The 21,123-nt window shown below is 40.7% G+C and carries 17 protein-coding genes; 8 read left to right on the top strand and 9 right to left on the bottom strand.

Going from position 1 to position 21,123, the window contains the following annotated elements; genetic code table 11:
- Positions 1-70 precede the first annotated feature (70 nt).
- Positions 71-2,086 (top strand): DNA helicase Rep, encoded by a 2,016-nt coding sequence (gene rep / locus PCIT_RS15685; RefSeq protein ID WP_010365508.1) that lies wholly within the window; start codon positions 71-73, stop codon positions 2,084-2,086.
- Here the strand turns inward: rep and PCIT_RS15680 are convergent.
- The 3 genes from PCIT_RS15680 to elbB all read right to left on the bottom strand — a co-directional run bounded on the left by PCIT_RS15680 (position 2,075) and on the right by elbB (position 6,022).
- A complete protein-coding gene (locus PCIT_RS15680; protein WP_010365511.1) occupies positions 2,075-4,651 on the bottom strand; it encodes a diguanylate cyclase domain-containing protein in 2,577 nt (858 codons plus the stop codon). The two genes, rep and PCIT_RS15680, sit on opposite strands and share 12 nt — an antisense overlap.
- 153 nt (positions 4,652-4,804) lie before the next feature.
- A complete protein-coding gene (locus PCIT_RS15675) occupies positions 4,805-5,194 on the bottom strand; it encodes a c-type cytochrome (protein WP_010365513.1) in 390 nt (129 codons plus the stop codon).
- A gap of 177 nt (positions 5,195-5,371) precedes the next feature.
- Positions 5,372-6,022, bottom strand: a complete 651-nt coding sequence (gene elbB / locus PCIT_RS15670) for an isoprenoid biosynthesis glyoxalase ElbB (RefSeq protein ID WP_010365515.1) — start codon at positions 6,020-6,022, stop codon at positions 5,372-5,374.
- A gap of 433 nt (positions 6,023-6,455) precedes the next feature.
- Between elbB and polA the strand changes: the two genes are divergently transcribed.
- Complete coding sequence (polA, locus tag PCIT_RS15665) at positions 6,456-9,203, top strand: DNA polymerase I (protein WP_010365517.1); 2,748 nt, start codon at positions 6,456-6,458, stop codon at positions 9,201-9,203.
- A gap of 75 nt (positions 9,204-9,278) precedes the next feature.
- Here polA and PCIT_RS15660 read toward each other — a convergent pair whose 3' ends face one another.
- The 4 genes from PCIT_RS15660 to PCIT_RS15645 form a co-directional block, all read right to left on the bottom strand.
- A complete protein-coding gene (locus tag PCIT_RS15660) occupies positions 9,279-9,794 on the bottom strand; it encodes a DUF2489 domain-containing protein (RefSeq protein WP_010365519.1) in 516 nt (171 codons plus the stop codon).
- Positions 9,794-10,372, bottom strand: a complete 579-nt coding sequence (yihI, locus tag PCIT_RS15655) for a Der GTPase-activating protein YihI (protein ID WP_010365520.1) — start codon at positions 10,370-10,372, stop codon at positions 9,794-9,796. Before yihI ends, PCIT_RS15660 begins: the two co-directional genes overlap by 1 nt.
- Positions 10,369-11,046: a class I SAM-dependent methyltransferase gene (locus PCIT_RS15650; RefSeq protein WP_010365522.1), complete on the bottom strand. Its 678-nt coding sequence runs from the start codon at positions 11,044-11,046 to the stop codon at positions 10,369-10,371. Before PCIT_RS15650 ends, yihI begins: the two co-directional genes overlap by 4 nt.
- Positions 11,047-11,701: 655 nt before the next feature.
- Positions 11,702-12,334 carry a c-type cytochrome gene (locus PCIT_RS15645; protein WP_010365524.1) on the bottom strand — a complete coding sequence of 211 codons (633 nt, stop codon included), beginning with the start codon at positions 12,332-12,334 and terminating at the stop codon, positions 11,702-11,704.
- Between the two features lie 307 nt (positions 12,335-12,641).
- Between PCIT_RS15645 and yihA the strand changes: the two genes are divergently transcribed.
- The gene (gene yihA / locus PCIT_RS15640; RefSeq protein ID WP_010365526.1) at positions 12,642-13,280 is read left to right on the top strand and encodes a ribosome biogenesis GTP-binding protein YihA/YsxC; all 639 of its coding nucleotides are present in this window, start codon (positions 12,642-12,644) and stop codon (positions 13,278-13,280) included.
- 29 nt (positions 13,281-13,309) lie between these two features.
- On the opposite strand, the gene PCIT_RS15635 is transcribed toward yihA, so the two are convergent.
- Together PCIT_RS15635 and PCIT_RS15630 are read right to left on the bottom strand one after the other, a co-directional pair.
- Entirely contained in the window at positions 13,310-13,828 is a 519-nt protein-coding gene (locus PCIT_RS15635; RefSeq protein WP_040696913.1) for a DUF1285 domain-containing protein, read from the bottom strand.
- Positions 13,812-14,384, bottom strand: coding sequence for a YceI family protein (locus PCIT_RS15630; RefSeq protein ID WP_010365530.1), 573 nt, complete (start codon positions 14,382-14,384; stop codon positions 13,812-13,814). The genes PCIT_RS15635 and PCIT_RS15630 overlap by 17 nt, the downstream gene beginning before the upstream one ends.
- Before the next feature lie 672 nt (positions 14,385-15,056).
- Between PCIT_RS15630 and PCIT_RS15625 the strand changes: the two genes are divergently transcribed.
- The 5 genes from PCIT_RS15625 (at position 15,057) to astD (ending at position 20,952) form a co-directional block, all read left to right on the top strand.
- Positions 15,057-15,638 carry an anthranilate synthase component II gene (locus tag PCIT_RS15625; protein ID WP_010365532.1) on the top strand — a complete coding sequence of 194 codons (582 nt, stop codon included), beginning with the start codon at positions 15,057-15,059 and terminating at the stop codon, positions 15,636-15,638.
- 39 nt (positions 15,639-15,677) lie between these two features.
- Positions 15,678-16,853 carry an HDOD domain-containing protein gene (locus PCIT_RS15620; RefSeq protein ID WP_010365534.1) on the top strand — a complete coding sequence of 392 codons (1,176 nt, stop codon included), beginning with the start codon at positions 15,678-15,680 and terminating at the stop codon, positions 16,851-16,853.
- 311 nt (positions 16,854-17,164) lie between these two features.
- The gene (locus PCIT_RS15615) at positions 17,165-18,376 is read left to right on the top strand and encodes an aspartate aminotransferase family protein (RefSeq protein WP_010365535.1); all 1,212 of its coding nucleotides are present in this window, start codon (positions 17,165-17,167) and stop codon (positions 18,374-18,376) included.
- Between the two features lie 70 nt (positions 18,377-18,446).
- The gene (astA, locus tag PCIT_RS15610) at positions 18,447-19,463 is read left to right on the top strand and encodes an arginine N-succinyltransferase (RefSeq protein ID WP_010365537.1); all 1,017 of its coding nucleotides are present in this window, start codon (positions 18,447-18,449) and stop codon (positions 19,461-19,463) included.
- Positions 19,464-19,479: 16 nt separating this feature from the next.
- Positions 19,480-20,952: a succinylglutamate-semialdehyde dehydrogenase gene (gene astD, locus PCIT_RS15605; RefSeq protein ID WP_010365539.1), complete on the top strand. Its 1,473-nt coding sequence runs from the start codon at positions 19,480-19,482 to the stop codon at positions 20,950-20,952.
- The last annotated feature ends 171 nt before the right edge of the window (positions 20,953-21,123 follow it).

Genomic DNA, 21,123 nt, shown 5'->3' with positions numbered 1-21,123 from the left:
CATGGTTGCTAGGCGCATAGTACGGTTTACGTTAAAATGCTGTCATTGATGGTATTTAATAAGCACGATGATGAAACTGAATCCAAAACAAGATGAAGCAGTAAAATACATAAGTGGACCATGTTTGGTCTTGGCTGGAGCAGGCTCAGGAAAAACTCGTGTTATCACGAATAAAATCGCGTATTTAGTACAAGAATGTGAATATCACGCTAAAAATATTGCGGCTGTGACCTTTACTAATAAAGCTGCGAAAGAAATGCGGGAACGGGTACTACAAACACTAGGGAAAAAAGAGTCTAAAGGATTATGGGTTTCTACGTTTCACACATTGGGCTTAGAGGTGATAAAGAAAGAGCTGAAAACTTTGGGTTATAAGCCTGGCTTTTCATTATTAGATGATCAAGATACCAATCAGCTATTAAGCGATTTAACAGAAAAAGAACTAGAAAAAGATAAGGATTTGCTGAATTTGCTGAAAATGCAGATTGGTAATTGGAAAAATGAGCTTATTCTGCCAGAGCGTGCAATACAAGATGCACGAGAGCCACAAAAAGCACTGTTTGCTCAGCTTTATGCTCGGTATCAAATTCAGTTACGTGCCTATAATGCATTAGATTTTGATGACTTAATTATGATCCCAACCCTTTTACTGGGTCAAAATGCTGCAGTAAGAGAGCGTTGGCAAAGCCGTTTTCGTTACTTATTGGTGGATGAATATCAAGATACCAATACCAGTCAATACCAACTTGTTAAATTGTTAGTAGGCGAACGTGCTCGGTTTACCGTAGTAGGGGATGACGACCAGTCCATTTACTCATGGCGAGGCGCAAAACCACAAAACTTAGTGCTACTTTCCAAAGACTTTCCGGGCTTAAAGTTGATTAAGTTGGAGCAAAATTACCGCAGCGTAAAGCGGGTGCTTAAAGCGGCGAATATATTAATTGCGAATAACCCACATGAATTTGATAAGCAATTATTCAGTGAGTTAGAAATGGGAGAGCCCATTCGTGTGATTGCCACCCGAGACGAAGAGCATGAAGCTGAGCGTGTGGTTGCTGAAATTATCTCGCATAAGTTTATGAAGCGTACTAGTTATAGAGATTATGCCATTTTGTACCGTGGTAATCATCAGGCTCGGGTATTTGAAAAATCTTTAATGAGTAACCGTATTCCCTATAAAATCAGCGGTGGTATGTCGTTTTTCTCACGCAGTGAGATTAAAGATATTATGGCGTACTTGAGGCTATTGGTGAATCAGGACGATGATAATGCATTTCTTCGCGTGGTGAATACGCCACGCAGAGAAATAGGCCCTGTGACGTTAGAGAAGTTAGGAAGCTTGGCCAATGAGCGTCATATTGGTTTATTTGCCGCCTGCTTTGAAGCTGAACTTACTCAGCGTTTAGCGGGACGTGGTTACAACGCTTTGATGGGTTTTGCACGTTGGGTTGTGGAATTATCAGATAGAGCTGTACGAGGCGATACGTTGGAAGCAGTGAAAGACATGGTACGTGAAATTAATTATGAAGCGTACTTATATGAGTCTTCACCCAGCCCGAAAGCCGCAGAGATGCGCATGAAAAATGTGTCTGAGCTGTATAAGTGGATCACAGATATGCTTACGGGAGATGCGGATAATCCGCCGATGACTTTACCTGAAGTGGTGAGTAAGCTCACATTGCGTGATATGTTGGAACGTAACGAGGAAGAAGATGACAGTGACGCCGTTCAATTACTTACGTTGCATGCATCTAAAGGCTTAGAGTACCCTCATGTATTTATGGTTGGAATGGAAGAAGGTTTTTTACCGCATCAAACTAGCATTGATGAAGAGAATGTTGAAGAAGAACGACGTTTGGCGTATGTGGGCATAACACGAGCGCAAGAAACATTGACAATGACCTATGCGAAAAATCGTCGCCAATTTGGCGATGTGTCTACCCCAGAGTTAAGTCGCTTTGTATTAGAGTTACCGCAAGATGATTTACAGTATGAAGGTAAAAAGAAAACCGTTGCGTCGCAAAATGAGCGAATGGAGCAAGGGCAGGCACGAGTTGCTAACTTAAGGGCAATGTTAAAACGTTAGTTTTTCTGACTCAGGGCGGGTATCCCGCTCTGATATATTTGTGTTATGTATCTGTTCTATATTGTGTTGCTTGCCAAAGAACCGTGTAAGACCATGACTTTCTAGTAAACTTCTAAAATTCAAAATAGCAGGCCCTTTGGCAATGACTTGCATATCCTGCAATTGGGTGACGGCTAATATTCCTTTTAACTGCGCTTCGTAGCTAGTTTGTTGCAGCACTCTTTTACTAAACGTCGAACTTAATAATACATAGGTGAATGGAATTTGACTGAGCAAGGTCAGATCACAGCGGTCTTTAGCAAAGTCATTGATACCAATTGTGTAACCTAGATTGGTGAGTGTGTTTAGGTTTTCTTGTTGTTGATTTGAAGCATAGCGAATTTCCGTTTCCTCGAATAACAAACACAATGAATGGGGCTGACGGGCTAACTTTTCGCATAATTGCGTAAAGACCTGCTGCTCTAATAATATAGTGGAGCAGGAAAGTAATAAATCTTTCCCTGGTAGACTCGCTAATTTCAGTGCTTGTTCCAATAGCTGTAATTCGATGGCAATATGTTCGGCCTTTTCAGCAGCAAATTTCTTTAATATATCAAAGCTTGTGCTGCCAAGAACAGGATGCTCCCCAAAAGCTTCCAGCATAGTTATATCATCACTGGCGAGTGTTAAATCACTAATATCCGTGCCTCTAAAGTGAGTGGGTAAGGCGCTTAAGTGATGATATTCGGGCGGCTTATGATTCCCGGTAGCAACCGTTAATAATGGGTGATAAAACTCGTAGCGACCTCTCCCCGCATTTTTTGCATAGTACATGGCTGCGTCTGCATCACGAATAATTTCATCGGTATTATGATAATGCTTATTACTGTATGTAATGCCGATACTGGCACCACTTTGCATACATACTCCTTTCATACAAAAAGGTTGTTGCATCACTTTAATAATACGTTTAGCCACATCTTCCGCTTGCTGCCGGTCACTTAAATGATCAAGTAAGATGACAAACTCATCGCCAGCCAGTCTAGCGAGCAAATCATGTTCGCGTATACACTCAGAAAAAGCTTGTGCAACCCAAATTAAAAACTGGTCGCCAGCTTGGTGACCAAGTTCGTCGTTGATCCGTTTGAATTTATCAAGATCAATAAAGAGCACTGCAAAATTATGCTCTGGGTGGCGTTGGAACTTCTGTAATGTTTTTTCTAGTTGAGTCAAAAAAAGGCTACGATTAGGTAAGCTCGTTAGTGAGTCATGATGTGCGTCATGATATAACTGTTGCTCAATTTTTTTTCGCTCTTCAATTTGCATTTGCAAGTGCATATTTGATTGTTGCAGTGCTTTTGTTTTGTCTGCAACGCGATGCTCTAATTGTGAGTGACTTGCTTTGAGTGCTTGATTTGCTAAATGTGTTTGTAATACCGATGCAATTTGGTTTGAAACAAATGAAATGAGCTCAATATCATCATGATTAAATTCGTATTTATGGTCATAAGCTTGGCAAGCAATGAGCCCGATAACTCCATTCGCAGTTTTAAGGGGGGCACCCATCCAGCTGGTCGCGAATTTTTGTAGTTTATAATGTTTAGATCGCACTACAATCTGGCTATCCACTAGCGCTTGTGCCCTTTCAATGTCAATAAGCTGACTCTGTTCAGTACTAATGACTAATTCACTATAGCCTTTAGCGAATGGTCGAGGTTTATAATCTGAGACTTCATCAACACAATAAGGGAAGCTTAGCCATCCTGTATTTTTATCATATAGGGCAATAAACAGATTATCGGCAAATGTAATGGAACGAATAATATGATGAACTTGTTGGTATACATCATCAATATCATTAAATTGTGTCGCTAATTCAGAGATCTTAAATAGGATCTGTTGGCGTTCTAGCGCGCGTTTTCTCTGATCAATTTCTTTGTTTAAAGCTTCATTACTTTGCATTAAAGCTCGGGTACGGATTTTGACCTCTGATTCAAGTAGCTCTCGCTTTTTTACCCGCTCTATCGCGGTAGCCAAATAAAGTGACATAACTTCGAGTAACTCTATTTGTTGTTCATTATAGCTTTGTTCTTTTTGATAGCTTTGAGACACCATGACACCAATAATGATTTTTTCACGGTAGATTGGTACGCCAACCCAGTGTTCAGCAGGGCTTCCAAGCGCTTTAAATAAACCCGTTTCAGCTTGTTTTTGCATTTCATCGAGGGTTAAATAAAGGGTTTTTCCTTCTCTAAAAACATGGCCAGTTACGCCTTGTGAAAAGTGATGAGCTTCGTGTAACGGTACAGCAATACCATCTTTTTCATCTACGAAATAGGATAATTCCAGTGCTTGAGAAAATTGGTTTTGCAGAACAACATAGAAACTTTTACAGGGAAGGTGTTGAACGAGAATATCGTGAATAGCAGGGTATAGCAGCGTCAATTCTGCAACCGTACTTGCTTGCTCAGAAAGAAGAATTAGAGCATGTTGCAGATGGTTGTTTTGTTTGTACTTTTTTAACAAGGACTCGAGTTTTTGGTTTTTACGAGTAAGCTTGCGCAGTAGTGCTGCGGGATCTTCCAATGATTTAACCCAAAGTTATTATTATTTGCACGAATATTAATCGTATATTTTCATTTTTATGAACAAGGGTCAAGGCAATCTTCATGATAAATTTTGAAGCGTCGTACTAAATGGGAGTTGAGCTGAAGATCTTAGAATCTTCAGCTCTAAAAGCTATTTTGCTGTCATGAAATCAACGGCTGCTGCAATTTCATCGTCAGAACAGTCCATACACGTACCACGTGGTGGCATCGCATTAAAGCCATTGATAGCGTGATCGATTAACATATCGCGTCCTTTAGTTAATCGTGTGGCCCATTCATCCGTTGTTTTCGGAGCACCAAGCGCACCAGTACCATGACAGGCAAAGCATGAAGCTTGATAAACTTGCTCACCAGAGCGAGGGCCACTTGGTACAACTTCAACAGGCGCTGCACCAGCTAAATATACAGTTCCAACAGGAGCTAAGCGTTTTTTTATTGCTTCTTCAGTTAAAGCATTGTCGTAAGGTTGCGCTATTGCCGTTGTAGATAGCAATAAAAGTGCTGCTGAAAGTTTTTTCATTTGTCTTGCCCACTTCGGTTGTGACGTGATCAATCACGATAGATGACGGAATTTTTGCCAATTATAACGCCACCTACTCATTTATAAAACGTAAACTTACTTATATCACGACAAAAAAGTCATTTTCTTGCGTTGTCGCAAAAAAGCACCTGATTGATCTGTTTTATATGTGGGATGTTAGGTCATATCAATCAGTTGTTGAATGGCTTTGGCAATGCCATTAGAGGCTTCAGAAATTGAATTAGCTAACATGTAGGCTGGGGTACTTATCACTTTATGTTCCGAGTCGACGACAATATCTGTTGCAGAACACGGGACATGTTTAATACCGAGTGCTTCAGCTGCTTTGGCTGTATTTATGTCGTTACCAATTGTAGCAACAGTTCCGCTGGGATGAATGTGACCTATTAAAGCGGGTGCAATGCACAAGTAGGCAATGGGTTTTTTTTGTGCAGAAAAATTTTGGCAAGTTTCTTTAAAGGTGTCTAATATTTTAGAGTCTGCTCCATTGAAGGCAAAGTCACTGAGGTTTTTAGCAACACCAAAACCGCCAGGCACAACCAATGCGTCAAAATCACTAATATTAAGCGTGGCTAAATCGTGAATGTCACCACGCGCGATGCGAGCAGCTTCAATTAATACATTACGTGACTCTTGTTGCTCTTCGCCATTGATGTGGTTGATGACATGATGTTGGGCTAGATCTGGCGCAAAGCACTGGTATTGCGCGCCGAGCTGTTCAATATGCAGCATGGTTAATACGGTTTCGTGGATTTCTGCACCATCGAATACGCCACAGCCACTGATAATGATCGCAATTTTTTTCATTAGATACTCTCGTCTAGTCAAATAGTAAGGGGCTTATGCTTGGGGTAGTGTAGCGACAGATAAAAATATTATAAAGGATCTTCTGTGATCTAAGATCGTTTGTGGTAGTATACCCTCCCGCTTGAAAATAGCAGCTTGATTTTTGACCGGAGTGTTCTAATATTTTTGCAGCGTAGAAATATTTTTCCACATTTTAGCGTTTTATAAGAATAAAAAAGAACTAGTATTTTCTTTTTGTTATCAAATACTTAAAACTTACGGGCGGCATTTTTATTTATGTCGGCTGCGTATTTCTGTGTTTATCTACAAACTTATCCACAGTTTACTCTATGAATTTATGACGTATTACCTGTGTATTACTCCTCGTCTTATGGTTAGCCATATGGCATGCTTACGATGTTTTTATTGAAGCTCACTTAGGATCCTCCTTATTATGTCTCAGATCCCAGAAAATCCTTTGATCTTGGTTGATGGCTCGTCTTACCTCTTTCGTGCTTATCATTCACCACCACACTTAACGAATTCTAAAGGGGAAGCAACAGGTGCTATATATGGTGTTATTAACATGCTCAAAAGTTTGTTAAAACAATATAGCCCAAGTCATATGGTTGTTGTTTTTGACGCTAAAGGTCCAACATTCAGAAATGAGATGTATAGCGAATACAAAGCAAACCGCCCACCTATGCCTGATGATCTGCGCACGCAAATTGAACCGATACACGAAATCATTAAAGCCATGGGCTTACCTTTGGTTTGCATTAGCGGGGTTGAAGCCGATGATGTGATTGGCACTTTTGCTAAAATTGCATCTGGGCAAAAGCGTCATGTATTAATAAGTACTGGTGACAAAGATATGGCTCAGCTTGTCGATGATCATGTTACGCTTATCAATACCATGACAGATACCATTTTGGATCCGCAAGGTGTCGTCGATAAGTTTGGCGTTGCGCCTGAACTGATCATTGATTATTTAGCGTTGATGGGAGACAAGGTCGATAATATTCCAGGTGTCCCAGGTGTTGGAGAGAAAACAGCCTTAGCGATGCTGCAAGGCTTGGGCTCTATTGATAATTTATATGCTAACTTAGATCAAATCGCTGGCTTAGGCTTTCGTGGTTCAAAAACTATGGCGAAAAAGCTGGAAGAGCACAAAGCTCAATTAACACTGTCATATGAATTAGCGACGATCAAATTAGATGTTGATGTAGAACAAGATCTAAATACTTTTGCTATCACTGAGACCAATAAAGATCGTTTGATCGAGTTGTTTGCTGAGTGTGAGTTTAAACGTTGGTTAGCGGATTTATTAGATGGCGCTGCAGCACCTGCAATAAATCAAGCAGATCCTACGCCTTCCGCACCTGCGATTGAAGCAAATTATGAAACGATTTTAACGCAAGCACAGTTTGATCTATGGCTAAATAAACTCAAGTCAGCAGAGTTAGTCGCATTTGATACAGAAACCACGAGTCTTGATTATATGCAAGCGGATCTCGTTGGTATGAGCTTTGCCGTAGAACCGGGTGAAGCAGCGTATTTACCTATTGCACATGATTATATGGGTGCGCCAGAGCAGCTCGATAAAGCGATGGTTTTTGAAAAAATGGGTGAAATATTAGCTGATAGCAATATTAAAAAAGTGGGTCAAAATTTAAAGTATGATAAAAGTGTTTTAGCAAGAGCGGGTCTTGAGCTGAATGGTATTACATATGACACTATGCTGGAGTCTTATGTCTTAAACAGTGTTGGCACACGTCATGATATGGACTCGTTGGCACTCAAGTACTTAGGTCATAAAAATATTTCTTTTGAGGAAATTGCAGGAAAAGGAAAAGCACGGCTGACATTTAACCAAATTGAGTTAGACAAGGCTGGACCGTATGCCGCTGAAGATGCCGATATTACTTTGAGACTGCACTTACATTTGTGGCCCCTTTTAGAAGAGCATAAAACATTATTGTCGGTTTTTAACGAGATTGAGCTGCCTTTATTAAGTGTGTTATCTGAAGTTGAGCGCACTGGTGTGCAAATAGACAGTGATATGCTGGCCCATCAAAGCGTCGAAATTGCTGCAAGATTAACTGAAATCGAAAAGTCAGCATTTGAATTGGCAGGTGAGGAGTTTAATTTAAGCTCTACAAAGCAGTTACAAGCTATATTGTTTGAAAAGCAAGGCTTGCCAATTATTAAGAAAACGCCAAAAGGTGCGCCATCAACGGCAGAAGAAGTTCTACAAGAGCTAGCTCATGATTACCCACTTCCTAAGCTGATAATTGAACATCGTGGCTTAGCAAAGTTAAAGTCAACATACACTGATAAACTCCCTAAATTAGTGAATGAGCAGACAGGTCGTGTACATACATCTTATCATCAAGCTGTTACGGCTACGGGTCGTTTAAGTTCAAGTGATCCAAACTTACAAAATATCCCTATTCGTAATGAATCTGGTCGTCGTATTCGACAGGCTTTTGTGACACAGCAAGACAAAGTGATTTTAGCTGCGGATTATAGCCAAATAGAGCTGCGCATTATGGCGCATTTGTCACAAGATAAAGGTTTATTGAATGCCTTTGAGCAAGGCAAAGATGTTCACAGTGCAACGGCTTCAGAAGTATTTTCGGTTGACTTAGCGGATGTCACGTCAGATATGCGTCGTAAAGCTAAAGCGGTTAACTTTGGATTGATATACGGAATGAGTGCTTTTGGTTTGGCACGTCAATTGGATATTCCGCGTAATGAAGCGCAGCATTATATGGATAAGTATTTCGAGAGATTCCCTGGCGTACTCGAGTATATGGAGCGTACGCGTGAAGCCGCAGCGGATAAAGGCTATGTTGAAACCTTATTTGGTCGTCGTTTACATTTACCTGATATAAATGCGCGTAATGGGGCTCGACGCAAAGCAGCAGAGCGTGCAGCGATCAATGCGCCAATGCAAGGTACCGCAGCTGATATTATTAAAAAGGCGATGTTAGATGTGTCGACTTGGCTGCACACGCAATCACGTGATGATATTCAGTTACTTATGCAGGTACATGATGAATTGGTATTTGAGATAGCTGCTGACAAAGTTGATGAGTTTGGCGATAAAATCTGTCAATTGATGTCAAATGCGGTGTCATTGGATGTGCCATTAATTGTTGAAGCAGATCATGGCGCTAACTGGGAACAAGCGCATTAATTGAAGGCGATATAATAAAAAACCGATAGCAACTCAGTTGCTATCGGTTTTTTTATAGGTTTTTTATGAGGCGTTTTACTGAAAAACCACATTCTGGCTGCTTGGCAATGCTTGAAATTCACTCGAAAGCTTTTCACAATCTGCCATTATCGCGTTTTCTAGACGCTCTTCAGCGCGCCAACGCTGTTTATCCATCTTGAAAATTTCTTTTTTAGAGTATTTCTTACGACTCTCATGCGTCGGCATATCTTTTACTTCTTCGTACATCTGATGTACGCCAGGATAGGTGTCTGATAATGATATTTCTTTATCAAAGCTATACTGTGAGATAAGCACCCATATTCTTAAACAGCCTTCAGAGTACTCACATTGTTTTTCTTTCATGGCACGGGCAAGAAGATTGATGCTATCGGCAAGCTTGGCATTACGCGTCTGACGCGCTTCTTTAAGCTTTGCTTGCTGCTCAACCTGCTTTTTTTCAATTTCTATTTTTTGTGCTTTTAATTGCCAGAGTAATTTACCCGCATAAAAAGATAGACCGGCAATAATAGCTGCACCTACTACTATCGCGATTATCCAAATTAAAGCCATTATTTTTCCTCTTCATCATCTAACCATTCATCAGCCAGATCATTACTCATTAATGATGATAATGGATCATCTTCAATCACTTCTTGTTCTTCAAACTCATCATCGATTCCTAACATCTCACATAGCTGCTGATGGCGTGCGATTGATCGGTTAAAGAACTTGGCATCTTTACCTGTAAGTAACTCACCGCGTTCGTGACGGTCTAATAAGGCCATTAAACGCTCGTCGTTTTCTAGCTGGTTTAGCTCTTGTTCAGGTGTTAATGTTTCTTTGACTTTCTTCAATTCAACCTGTGGTGCTAAGTGGCGTTGTAACTTAGGCTCTGCCACTGGTGTTACAAGTTCAGGTGTAAGAGCGATAGGCTTTTTACTACCAACACGTTTGTCTTTATTTTTGTTTGCCTCAGAACTGGATGTCTCTATTTTCGCTTCTTGGGCATTACGCGATCCTGGCTTGGCACCTTTATGCTTTTTAGTACGCTGCTCTTTAATCGCACGCAATTCACGTAGTTTATCTTTGCTCAATCTAGCTGGCCCATTGCTCGGTGCTACTTTACGATTCTTTTTCTCTCTGGTCATAGTATTTCTTCACTCAACGCCTTTGGCGCGATAGGTTTAGTTAGGATAATGACATCTTTGCCAATAAATTCGAGCTCGCAGTGATAGTGCACCGCGATATATTCAAATGTTTTACGACTAAAAAATGAGATGTGTGTCATGTCATTTTTATAATGCCAATTTGCGAAACGATCCACATCAATAACCAGCTTGGTCATTATTGCTAGTGGCGCTCCGTGCTTTAATTGGGTTAATAGTTGTATTAATGTTTTTCTAGGTTGCGCTAAGTGTTCAATGACTTCTGTACACGTTATAAAATCGTATTGGCCATTGAGTACAGATATATCATTTGCGTAGTATAGGTCATATACTGACATGTTATGACCTGCTTCAGTAAGCATTTGGGCTAATAATGGCCCAGGGCCACAGCCAAAGTCTAATCCATCACTTGCTGGCCTTAGCCGAGAAAGCAATGGTTCACTCACACGAGACAGAAAATGTCTGTAACCTAGATCTTCTAAGGTATTTTCGTGACTATCATAAATCGCTTTTTCTTGTGTTGAACTTAAATGTTGAGCACTTCCTACAAACACTAAGTGACAGTGTGAGCATTGCCAGTAATCACGACGCTTATCGCTAAAATAGTGAATAACATCATTTGAGTCACATAAGTTGCAATTGGGAGCCGGCTGCACGAAAAAACTCTTGAAAATAAATTAGGGCGGGTAGTGTAACAGTAATCAAACAATCCATAAATAAAAAGACGGTAGAGATCACTCTCTACCGCCTGCTAATCTGAGCGTCACAATCTGGACACTTCTCCCTTCGACTATTTAAGTCTTTGTTATTTTTATTATGTTGTCATCCGTTTTGTTTTTATTTTTACTTCCTTGCTTCTTTCCATATTGTTTTTATTATCTAACTTCCATGCATTTATTATTGTCGGTCTTCTCTGACACTTTATTGTTATTTCCTTTATGGTGATATCCATCCGATATCAAACTTGTCACCTACGCTTCCCTATCGACTTGTCCCTTTTATTGTTTTGCCTTGGCGACAGCAATTAATCTACGCTTTATTGAATTAGTTACAACTAATTAATAACAAAATTCTTACGCTCAGTTGTATGAGTAAAATTAAAGTTTTGTAATTACAATGATTTATATTTTTTTACTAGATTAAAATAAGTTAAAGCGCACAAATCTATATGGTCAATGTCTTACAAGGTACTTGAGATATATCGTAAGGAGGAGGTCATAAAAAAAGGTAGCCTAAGGCTACCTTTTTTACTTAAATACTATTTTTTCATCAGTACATCAGAATGTTGAGTACGACTTTGGTCGCAACTGATTAGTGCAAGCCACCCAAGTATTTAGATAAAACTTCGATGTCTTTATCAGTCAGCTTTTTCGCAATATCACCCATCATACCGTTCATGTCGTTATTACGACTGCCATCACGGAACTTTTCAAGCTGTGCTTTGATATATTCAGGATGTTGGAATGAAATTTTCGGGAATTTAGCAAGCGACGTACCGTTACCACGTGGGCCATGACACGCGGCACATGACGGAATGCCTCGCTCTGCATCACCTGCGCGATATAGTTTTTGCCCTACTTCAATAACGTCTTCTGGTGTTGTACCAGCACTCATTTTCAAAGTAGCAAAGTATGCTGCTAGATCTTTCATGTCTTGATCTGATAATGGCATCGCCATACCACTCATGACAGGCTCCATACGACCTTCGCTACCACCTGATGTCATACCAAGTTTAAATTCCTTTAACTGCTTATAGATATAATCGGCGTGTTGGCCCGCAATTTTTGGATAAATATTAACAGGTGCATTGCCATCTGGGCCGTGACACGCTGCACATGTTGCAGACTTTGCTTTACCCGCTTCGGCGTCGCCATCAAATGCTGTTGCGTTGCTTGCTGACAACGTACCAAGCAACACTGTTAAAGTTAATGCTATTTTTTTCATGGTAAATTCTCTGTTTCCGACCCTGTAATCTAAAACTCAGGCGACCCGAAAAGTACTTTTCGTGCAGCTTGAGTAAACAAACTCTATCTTTACATTGCAATTTTTACATTCTACACGATATTAAATTCTCTGGCACGTTTTCTACTCATATTAGACCTATAAATTATGAGGTTTTGACTTAGATTAAGTTTGTATGGCACGAAATGACGGTTTTTATCATGCCCCAATACTAAATGTTTACTTTTGCGCAGCGGCTATCTGATATAAACTATAGTCGTCATTGCTATTTGTTTTTGTAGGAGAGCGCGTGCTCAAATCTCGTATTAAGTATAACACTGCTAGTTTTATTACCAGTGCCCCTGATATTTCAAAGTTACCTTTAGATGAAGGTATTGAAGTAGCGTTTGCTGGTCGATCTAATGCGGGTAAGTCTAGTGCACTAAATGCATTAACGGATCAAAAATTAGCGCGCACCAGTAAAACCCCTGGACGTACTCAGTTGATAAACACCTTCGAGCTTGATGAAGAAAAGCGTTTGATAGATTTACCTGGCTATGGCTTTGCCAAGGTACCTATTGAAATGAAGAAGAAGTGGCAACGTTCTTTGGGTGAGTACCTACAAAAGCGTAAAAGTTTAAAGGGATTGGTGGTCTTAATGGATATTCGTCATCCATTAAAAGATTTAGATATGGATTTAATCAACTGGGCTGTCGATAGTAAAATCCCAATACTGGCTCTGTTGACTAAAGCTGATAAGTTAAAGCAAGGTAAGCGAAAGGCTGAAGTTCTTCAAGTAAGACGGGCTTTGGCTCAACTTGATGCCGATATTACGGTTCACGCGTTTTCTTCTTTGAAAGGGATAGGCTTAAACGAATTAGCCTGGAAATTGGATGACTGGTATTTAGGTCCATTTGTAAAAGAAGAAGCAACACAAGAGCAAGCGTAACTTTTGTGTCATCAACATATTTAACGGCGTTAAGTTAAATAGTAACGAGTATTTGCCGAGTTAAGATATGCACCTTGTATATCTTGCTCTGCAATGTCAGCCCATTGGTAGTAAACATTACGCTGTAATCTTGCGGTGAGGCCATGAGGCAGCATTAAGTAAGGCACCCATTGCCCTTTGTACTGTTTGATTTCTAATGGAAAGTGTTCGCATAAAGGCCAATGACGTCCCAAGTTATCTTCACAAACAATCACTGACCCTATATCCACTGGGTGAATATACCACGCGGTAATTAAAAAGGGTGCATCTTGAACGTCAATGACACACTGTTCAGAAGGCGTCGTTAAAGTATAAATGCCGTTTTTACAACTTAATACTGATGCGAAGAGTTTAACTAAGCCTGCTCGAGTAATTTCGCTGCCTTGGTGATGCCATTTAGCTTGGCTATCTATTGAAATATCGATAAGTCCACAAGTACTCGGTTGCCATTTTTCGGTAGGTGCATGCGGCGTTTTAAGCGCCGCCACGAGATCAGTTAGACTGTTCATTAAAGGTGAGAGTAAATGTCACAGGAACCGTGGTTGCAATACGATCTAATCCAGCAACTTTCCTCAAAGCTTCTATCCCTCGAGTTAGGTCGTATGATGCAGCATTAATTAAGATTGCACGCACAGGATTAATCTGTAGCTGACTATTGTGTTTATTTATGACCAAATCCATGGTGAAAGTTTGCTGCTGACCATGTAAGTCTAATCTAGCACTAACATTTTTGAGTATTTGTGTGCCACTTTTTAATGAGGTTAAGTGTTTTGATACATCGGCAGTGACATAAGCTTTTGGAAATTTAGCGACCTCAAAAAGCATGGCTTGCATGCGCTGATTACGGATTGGGATCATCGACTCTACGCTACTTAGGTCGATATTAAAGTGTAACTTCCCTGCATTATCTATCTGGCCTTCGAGTTTCTTAAAGTGATGATTTTCTGCGATCTGAGCTTTTTTAATTGACGTAAAGCTTAAGTCGCTTTTGGTGTGATCTAGTTGCCATGTAGCTAGAGCGTTAGTTGAGAATACACTCAGTGCGATCAGTAAAGGTTTTAACACTATGATGTCCTATTTCATACGAAGGAAAGCAATATATTATCACGCAAGAATGGAAAGAGTGTGGAAAGAAGCGAAAAACGTGGTGCAAATTTTAACGGTGTGAGAAAAACACGGCCCACCAATATAGTGAGCCGGTATAGCAATCTGGGGAGAAGCTATCAATACGGTGTATCCTCTTGCGAGAGATACATCATCAACAGGATGTCCTACAGGATGAGGACGCGCGCACTCTAACAAATAGCGCAATAGAAATAAATGCTTTTAGCAAATTTCGGGCCAAATTGATATCTCATATACATTCTATTGTTTTCTTTAACTGTTTTTTTACTTAAATGGCTTGAAAGGCCCATTCTAAAAGGGTGTTCCTATTTTGTTTTGATAGGTTCATGTGATGTGCAGAACATGATTATATTGGCTTTTTGACGCATTGTGCTGGGGTGGCCGCAGTATTCCCTGCTTAAAATTGTTACATCAATTCTGATAATGCTTTAAAATATGACTGCGCAATAGGGCCTAATTAAGGTCATAAATGATAAGCGCAGCATGCGTTGTCCAAGGTATAACGTGATCTAAGTGACTTGATGTATCTTACAACAGTTTGAATAAACACCCTTTTTAAGGGTATACCTTTATTGTAAATAATAGAAAAATGATTGAAAGAGTAATAACTGAATGCTGTTGATGATAGATAATTATGATTCATTTACGTATAACTTGGTGCAGTATTTCCAGCGTTTAGACCAAGAGGTTTTGGTGAAACGTAATGATGAATTATCTATTGCACAAATAAAAGCGCTAAACCCAGAGCATATTGTATTGTCTCCTGGCCCATGTACACCTGATGATGCAGGAGTATCGCTCAGTGTTGTTGAGCAGCTAAAAGGTATATATCCTATTTTGGGTATATGCTTAGGACACCAGAGTATAGCCCAAGCGTTAGGGGCTAAAGTGCTCAGGGCACGGCAAGTAATGCATGGAAAGACCAGTAGTATCCGTCACAATAATAAGGGGATATTCTCAGGGCTTCCTGACCCTTTGACGGTATGTAGGTATCACTCATTGATTGTTGATAAGTACTCATTACCTGATGCGCTTAAAATCACCGCATGGACCGTTGATGAATATGATGAGATAGATGAGATCATGGGCTTATCTCATAATGACTTAGCACTGGAAGGTGTACAGTTTCACCCTGAAGCGATTTTAACAGAGCAAGGTTTAGCATTACTTGATAACTTTCTCAGGCGCTTCTAATCTATAGATGTATCATGCTAAAAGCGAAATTATCCATATATGACTGAAGACACAAAGCAGGTGAGAATCGCTCAAGCTCTTGCGGAACGAGCACATGATTTATTGATTAGCCACAATTTTGCTCAGCAGCAAATTGGTTATATTCATACGCTTGAGATTAACTATGGCGAGAAAATAGCACAGCGCACCATGCTTGAAGTGGAAATCGCGGCTGCGGCAAAACGTCAACAAACTAGCACGAGCCATCATAAATATATTGCTAAAGCGAGTATTCACTTACATCAGATCATAGAGTCGTCTATTGAAACGCAGCTTGCTGATGTTGATAATATTTATTATGAAGTGGTGGGGATTCAAGATTCAGTTCCAACTATCTTAGATTTATTAGCTGTTAAGTCAGCTTCAATAGGCCGCTTGGAACCATTAGTTAACGATTTGCCTTGGCTTGGGAGAGATCTGGTATCATTGGTTAACTTACCTCAATATCGCAAGCAAAGTGCAAAAGGCACGGCAATTAAAGTTGACACGCCAGCATTAGCTTTGCGGTATCTAGGACTAGAAAACTTACAAATGGTGATCCCAACGTTCGCTATGCGTCATTGGATGCCACATTCAACAGAGCCTTTTCCTTTGTTGAAGCGTAAACTTCGCGACATGAGTATGTCAACTGCCATTGCTGCAAAAGAGTTAGCTCCTCTGTATGGTGTTAAGGAACAGCACGCTTTTACACTGGGTATGTTGGTTGATGCAGGTAAAATCGCATTAACGCGCTTGTATTTACATACCTTTGAAAAGGTATGGCAAGACAAGGTACGGATAGCACGAGATAAAAGCCATAAAGATTTACATACTGCTTTGCTGGAGTTGGGTCCTGATCCGCTATTTTTAAGGCACCTTCTGCTAGAGCGTGCACCAACGTTGTCGCGTACTTTAATCGAGAAAATGGCTTTTCGTTATCTTCCTTTTAATGCCGCAATGGAGGAGTTTACCGCGGGGTATTTACCGACAACAACAAAAAATGTCACTGACCCATTGCCTTTAACTGAAGTCGTACGAAAAGCACATGGCTATGCCCAGTATTTATCATTAAAGGACAGCCAGTTGATTGAACCGGATGAAGCTCAGGTGTGGTTTATGCACTTGGGTCTGTCACAAGAAGAGCAAAAAATACTGGCTAAATGTGCTTTCCAAAGCCTACAGCTGACTATTTTATAAAAATTAAGCAAAGTTTTTTACGACTATTCATTCATGCTTGGTTTTTATACACTCTCGAGGATGACTTGATACCCTATAGGATCTTCTAACTTTACGATAGATAGTTATTCACTCACTATGAAAATTTACCCCGATCCCTTGCATAACAAGGCCTGTGCGTAAGTCTTATAAGAGACTTTTGCTGGGTTTTCTGGAATAATAAGCGAATGAATTTTGCACCATGTGATAATTTTTGAGCAAATTACCCGTGAAGGTTCTTGCTTTTTAATCCACAATATAGGGTGCTGTACTCAACCTAATGAGGAAAATAAATGACTATTAATCGTGAACTATTTGACCAAGTAATGGTACCTAACTACGCACCTTCAGCTATTATCCCTGTGAAAGGAGAAGGCTCTAGAGTTTGGGATCAAGAGGGACGTGAGTTTATCGACTTCGCCGGTGGTATTGCGGTAAATTGTTTAGGCCATTGTCATCCTGCGTTGGTGAGTGCATTAAAAGAGCAAGGCGAAAAAATTTGGCACTTGTCGAACGTAATGACGAATGAACCGTCATTACGTTTAGCTAAAAAACTGGTTGATGCAACATTTGCAGATAAAGTCTATTTTGCAAATTCAGGTGCTGAAGCTAACGAAGCCGCATTAAAACTGGCACGTCGTTTTGCACTTGATAATCATGGTGAACACAAGTCACAAATTATTTCTTTCAATAAAGGCTTCCACGGTCGTACTTTCTTTACCGTAACCGTTGGTGGGCAGGCAGCCTATTCAGATGGTTTTGGTCCGAAGCCTGGTGATATTGCACATTGTGACTACAATGACCTTGCGGCATTTGAAGCACTTATTTCTGACAATACATGTGCTGTTATGATGGAACCATTACAAGGCGAAGGTGGAATTGTTTCTCCAGAAGCTGACTTTGTTAAAGGTGTTCGTGCACTATGTACTAAACATAATGCGTTACTGATTTTTGATGAAGTACAGACAGGTGTTGGCCGTACCGGTGACCTATATGCATATCAAGGCTTAGATGTAACTCCTGATATTTTAACTACAGCGAAAGCGCTGGGTGGTGGTTTCCCTATTGGTGCGATGATCACAACTACAGAGATTGCAAAGCATCTTAAAATCGGTACTCATGGGTCAACATATGGTGGTAACCCTCTAGCATGTGCGGTTGCTGAAGCTGCTTTTGACACAGTGAATACTGAAGAAGTACTTGCGGGCGTTAAAGCAAAAGAAGCATTATTCCGTGAATTGTTAACCGCAATCAATGATAAATACAATGTATTTAGTGAAATTCGTGGTAAAGGTTTGTTGTTAGGCGGTGTTGTTACTGAGCAATATAAAGGCCGTGCTAAAGAGTTTTTAGTGGCTGCTACGCAAGAAGGTGTTATGTCTTTAGTTGCAGGCGCAGATGTTGTGCGTTTCACGCCATCTCTTGTTATTCCTGAAGCGGATATCCGCGAAGGTATGGCACGCTTTGAAAAAGCGGTAGCCAGTGTTGTTGCTAACAACGCCTAATTCTTATTGGGGTCGAGTTTTTGGCCCCAATCTACCGTCAAGTGTATTTATTTGAGGAGTAAGCGGGCTCATGATGATCCTTCGCCCAATCCAAGAAAGCGACTATCCAGCGCTTTTAAACATTGCTCATGAATCTGGGCATGGCTTTACTTCATTACCAATTAATGAAGAGCTTTTACAAAACAAAATTGCACGCTCAGAAGCGTCATTTGAAAAACAAACAGATGTTCCCTCTGATGAAGGGTATCTGTTTGTACTTGAAGATAGTGAAACCGGAGAAGTTGTAGGGACCAGCGCTATTGAAGCGGCAGTGGGCCTTGATGATGCTTTTTATCATTATCATTTGAGTAAGGTGATCCATTCTTCGCGGACACTCGATGTTTATAAAGCAGTGGATATTCTAACGCTTTGTAACGATTACACTGGTGCAACAGAGCTATGTACTTTGTTTTTAAAAGGTGATTATCGCAAAGGCTTAAATGGCAAACTTCTGTCTAAATCGCGTTTTATGTTTATAAAGCAGCATCAGCAGCGTTTTGCTGACACCGTTATTGCTGAAATGCGTGGTGTTTCAGATGACTCAGGTCAAAGCCCATTTTGGCAATGGCTAGAAGAACATTTCTTTTCAATGGACTTCCCAACAGCCGATTATTTAACGGGCATAGGGCAAAAGGTCTTTATTGCAGAACTAATGCCGAAGTACCCAATTTACGTAAATCTCCTTAGCAAAGCAGCACAAGAAGTGATTGGTCAGGTACATGACAATACGCGTCCGGCTATTGAGTTGTTAAAAAGTGAAGGCTTCACGTTTAACGGTTACGTTGACATCTTTGACGCGGGGCCGACCGTGGAAGCAAAAGTCGACAATATTCGTACAGTGCGTGGCTCACAACAAAAAGTTGTAAAAGTTGGCAATAACGCAGGTGGTTTCCCTGTGATGATTGCTAATGATAAACTTGCTGGATATCGGGCAACGGTTGCTGATCTTCATTTTGACAGTAGCAGCAATGAAATCATCATTGGGGCTGACGTTGCTAATGCACTTAACATCGTTGATGGTGACTCTGTCAGCATCGCAACACTCTAATTTGTAGGGACTAATTATGACAACACATCCTGCTCAATTAATTAATGGCGAATGGGTAACAGGTTTAGGTACTGAGTTTAGTTCAGTGAATCCAGCTAATAACGACGTGATTTGGACTGCAAAGGCTGCGTCATCTGAACAAGTAGACACGGCAGTTAATGCGGCACGCCAAGCGTTTTTTAGTTGGAGTGACTTAGATTTTTCAGAGCGCTTAACTATTGTCAAGCGTTTTGCTGAAGTTTTAAAAGCAAATAGTGAAGAACTTGCGATTACGATTGCAAAGGAAACAGGCAAGCCATTATGGGAAACTCGCACTGAAGCGGGCGCCATGGTGGGTAAAATTGCAATCTCTGAAAAAGCATACCAAGAAAGAACTGGCACGGTAGAAAATGCAATGCCAGTAGGGCGCGCCGTAATTCGTCATAAAGCGCATGGGGTTGTTGCAGTATTTGGTCCTTATAATTTTCCTGGTCACTTACCTAATGGTCACATAGTACCTGCACTTTTAGCAGGTAATACCGTGATCTTTAAACCATCAGAGCTCACACCACAGGTTGCAGAGCTAACGTTAAAGTACTGGCTTGAAGCGGGTTTACCAGCAGGCGTGATCAATCTAGTACAGGGTGAAGTAGAAACAGGCAAAGCGTTAGCATCGCATAAAGGGATCGATGGCTTATTCTTTACAGGTTCCTCTCGTACAGGCCATATTTTACATGAGCAGTATGCCGGTCAGCCGGGTAAAATTCTTGCGCTTGAAATGGGTGGAAATAACCCATTAATCGTTAAAGGTGCGAGTGACACTAAGGCTGTTGTTCATGACATTATTCAATCGGCGTTTATCTCAAGTGGCCAACGTTGTACCTGTGCGCGTAAGTTATTTTTACCAAACGATGCGCAAGGTGATGAAATCCTAGCACACCTAATTCGTGCAACTAAAGCGATTAAAGTCGGTGACTTTGATGCAGCTGATCAGCCTTTCATGGGGTCAATGATCTCATCTCAAGCTGCTGCTGGTATGGTTGCTGCGCAACAACAGCTGCTTGATTTAGGTGCTGAAGCCCTCATTGAGCTAACGCATACTGAAGGCACTGGTTTTGTAACACCGGGTATTTTAGAGTGCTCTAATGTAACTGATTTCCCAGATGATGAGCATTTTGGTCCATTACTTAAAGTATTCCGTTTTGATGACTTTGATGCCGCAATTGAAAAAGCCAATGATACAAGCTTTGGTTTATCTGCTGGCCTTCTAAGCGATAGCGAAGCGGATTATGACTATTTCTTACGTCGTATTCGTGCTGGTATTGTGAATTGGAACCGCCCAATTACGGGTGCTTCAAGCGCAGCGCCATTTGGTGGTATTGGAGCATCGGGCAACCACAGGGCAAGTGCATATTATGCCGCTGATTACTGTGCATACCCTGTAGCTTCAGTGGAGCTTGAAAAGGTTTCTCTGCCAGGCACTCTTAGCCCAGGCCTAAATATCGATTAAAGGTACTGGTAAGCTTGGTTGACGGAATAAATTACCGTATTATCCAAGTCTTTAGAATGATAAAAAGCAGCTTCGGCTGCTTTTTTGTCCTTGTCGACGCTACAAAAGTAGCAATAGACATGAGTTTCTGCTTAAATCAATAGGAGATGTCTTTGATAGAATCAGGTGAGC

This window comes from Pseudoalteromonas citrea (assembly GCF_000238375.3).
Taxonomy (GTDB): domain Bacteria; phylum Pseudomonadota; class Gammaproteobacteria; order Enterobacterales; family Alteromonadaceae; genus Pseudoalteromonas; species Pseudoalteromonas citrea.
The sequence above is the reverse complement of the archived record's forward strand: the minus strand, read 5'-3'. Positions and strand labels throughout refer to the sequence as shown.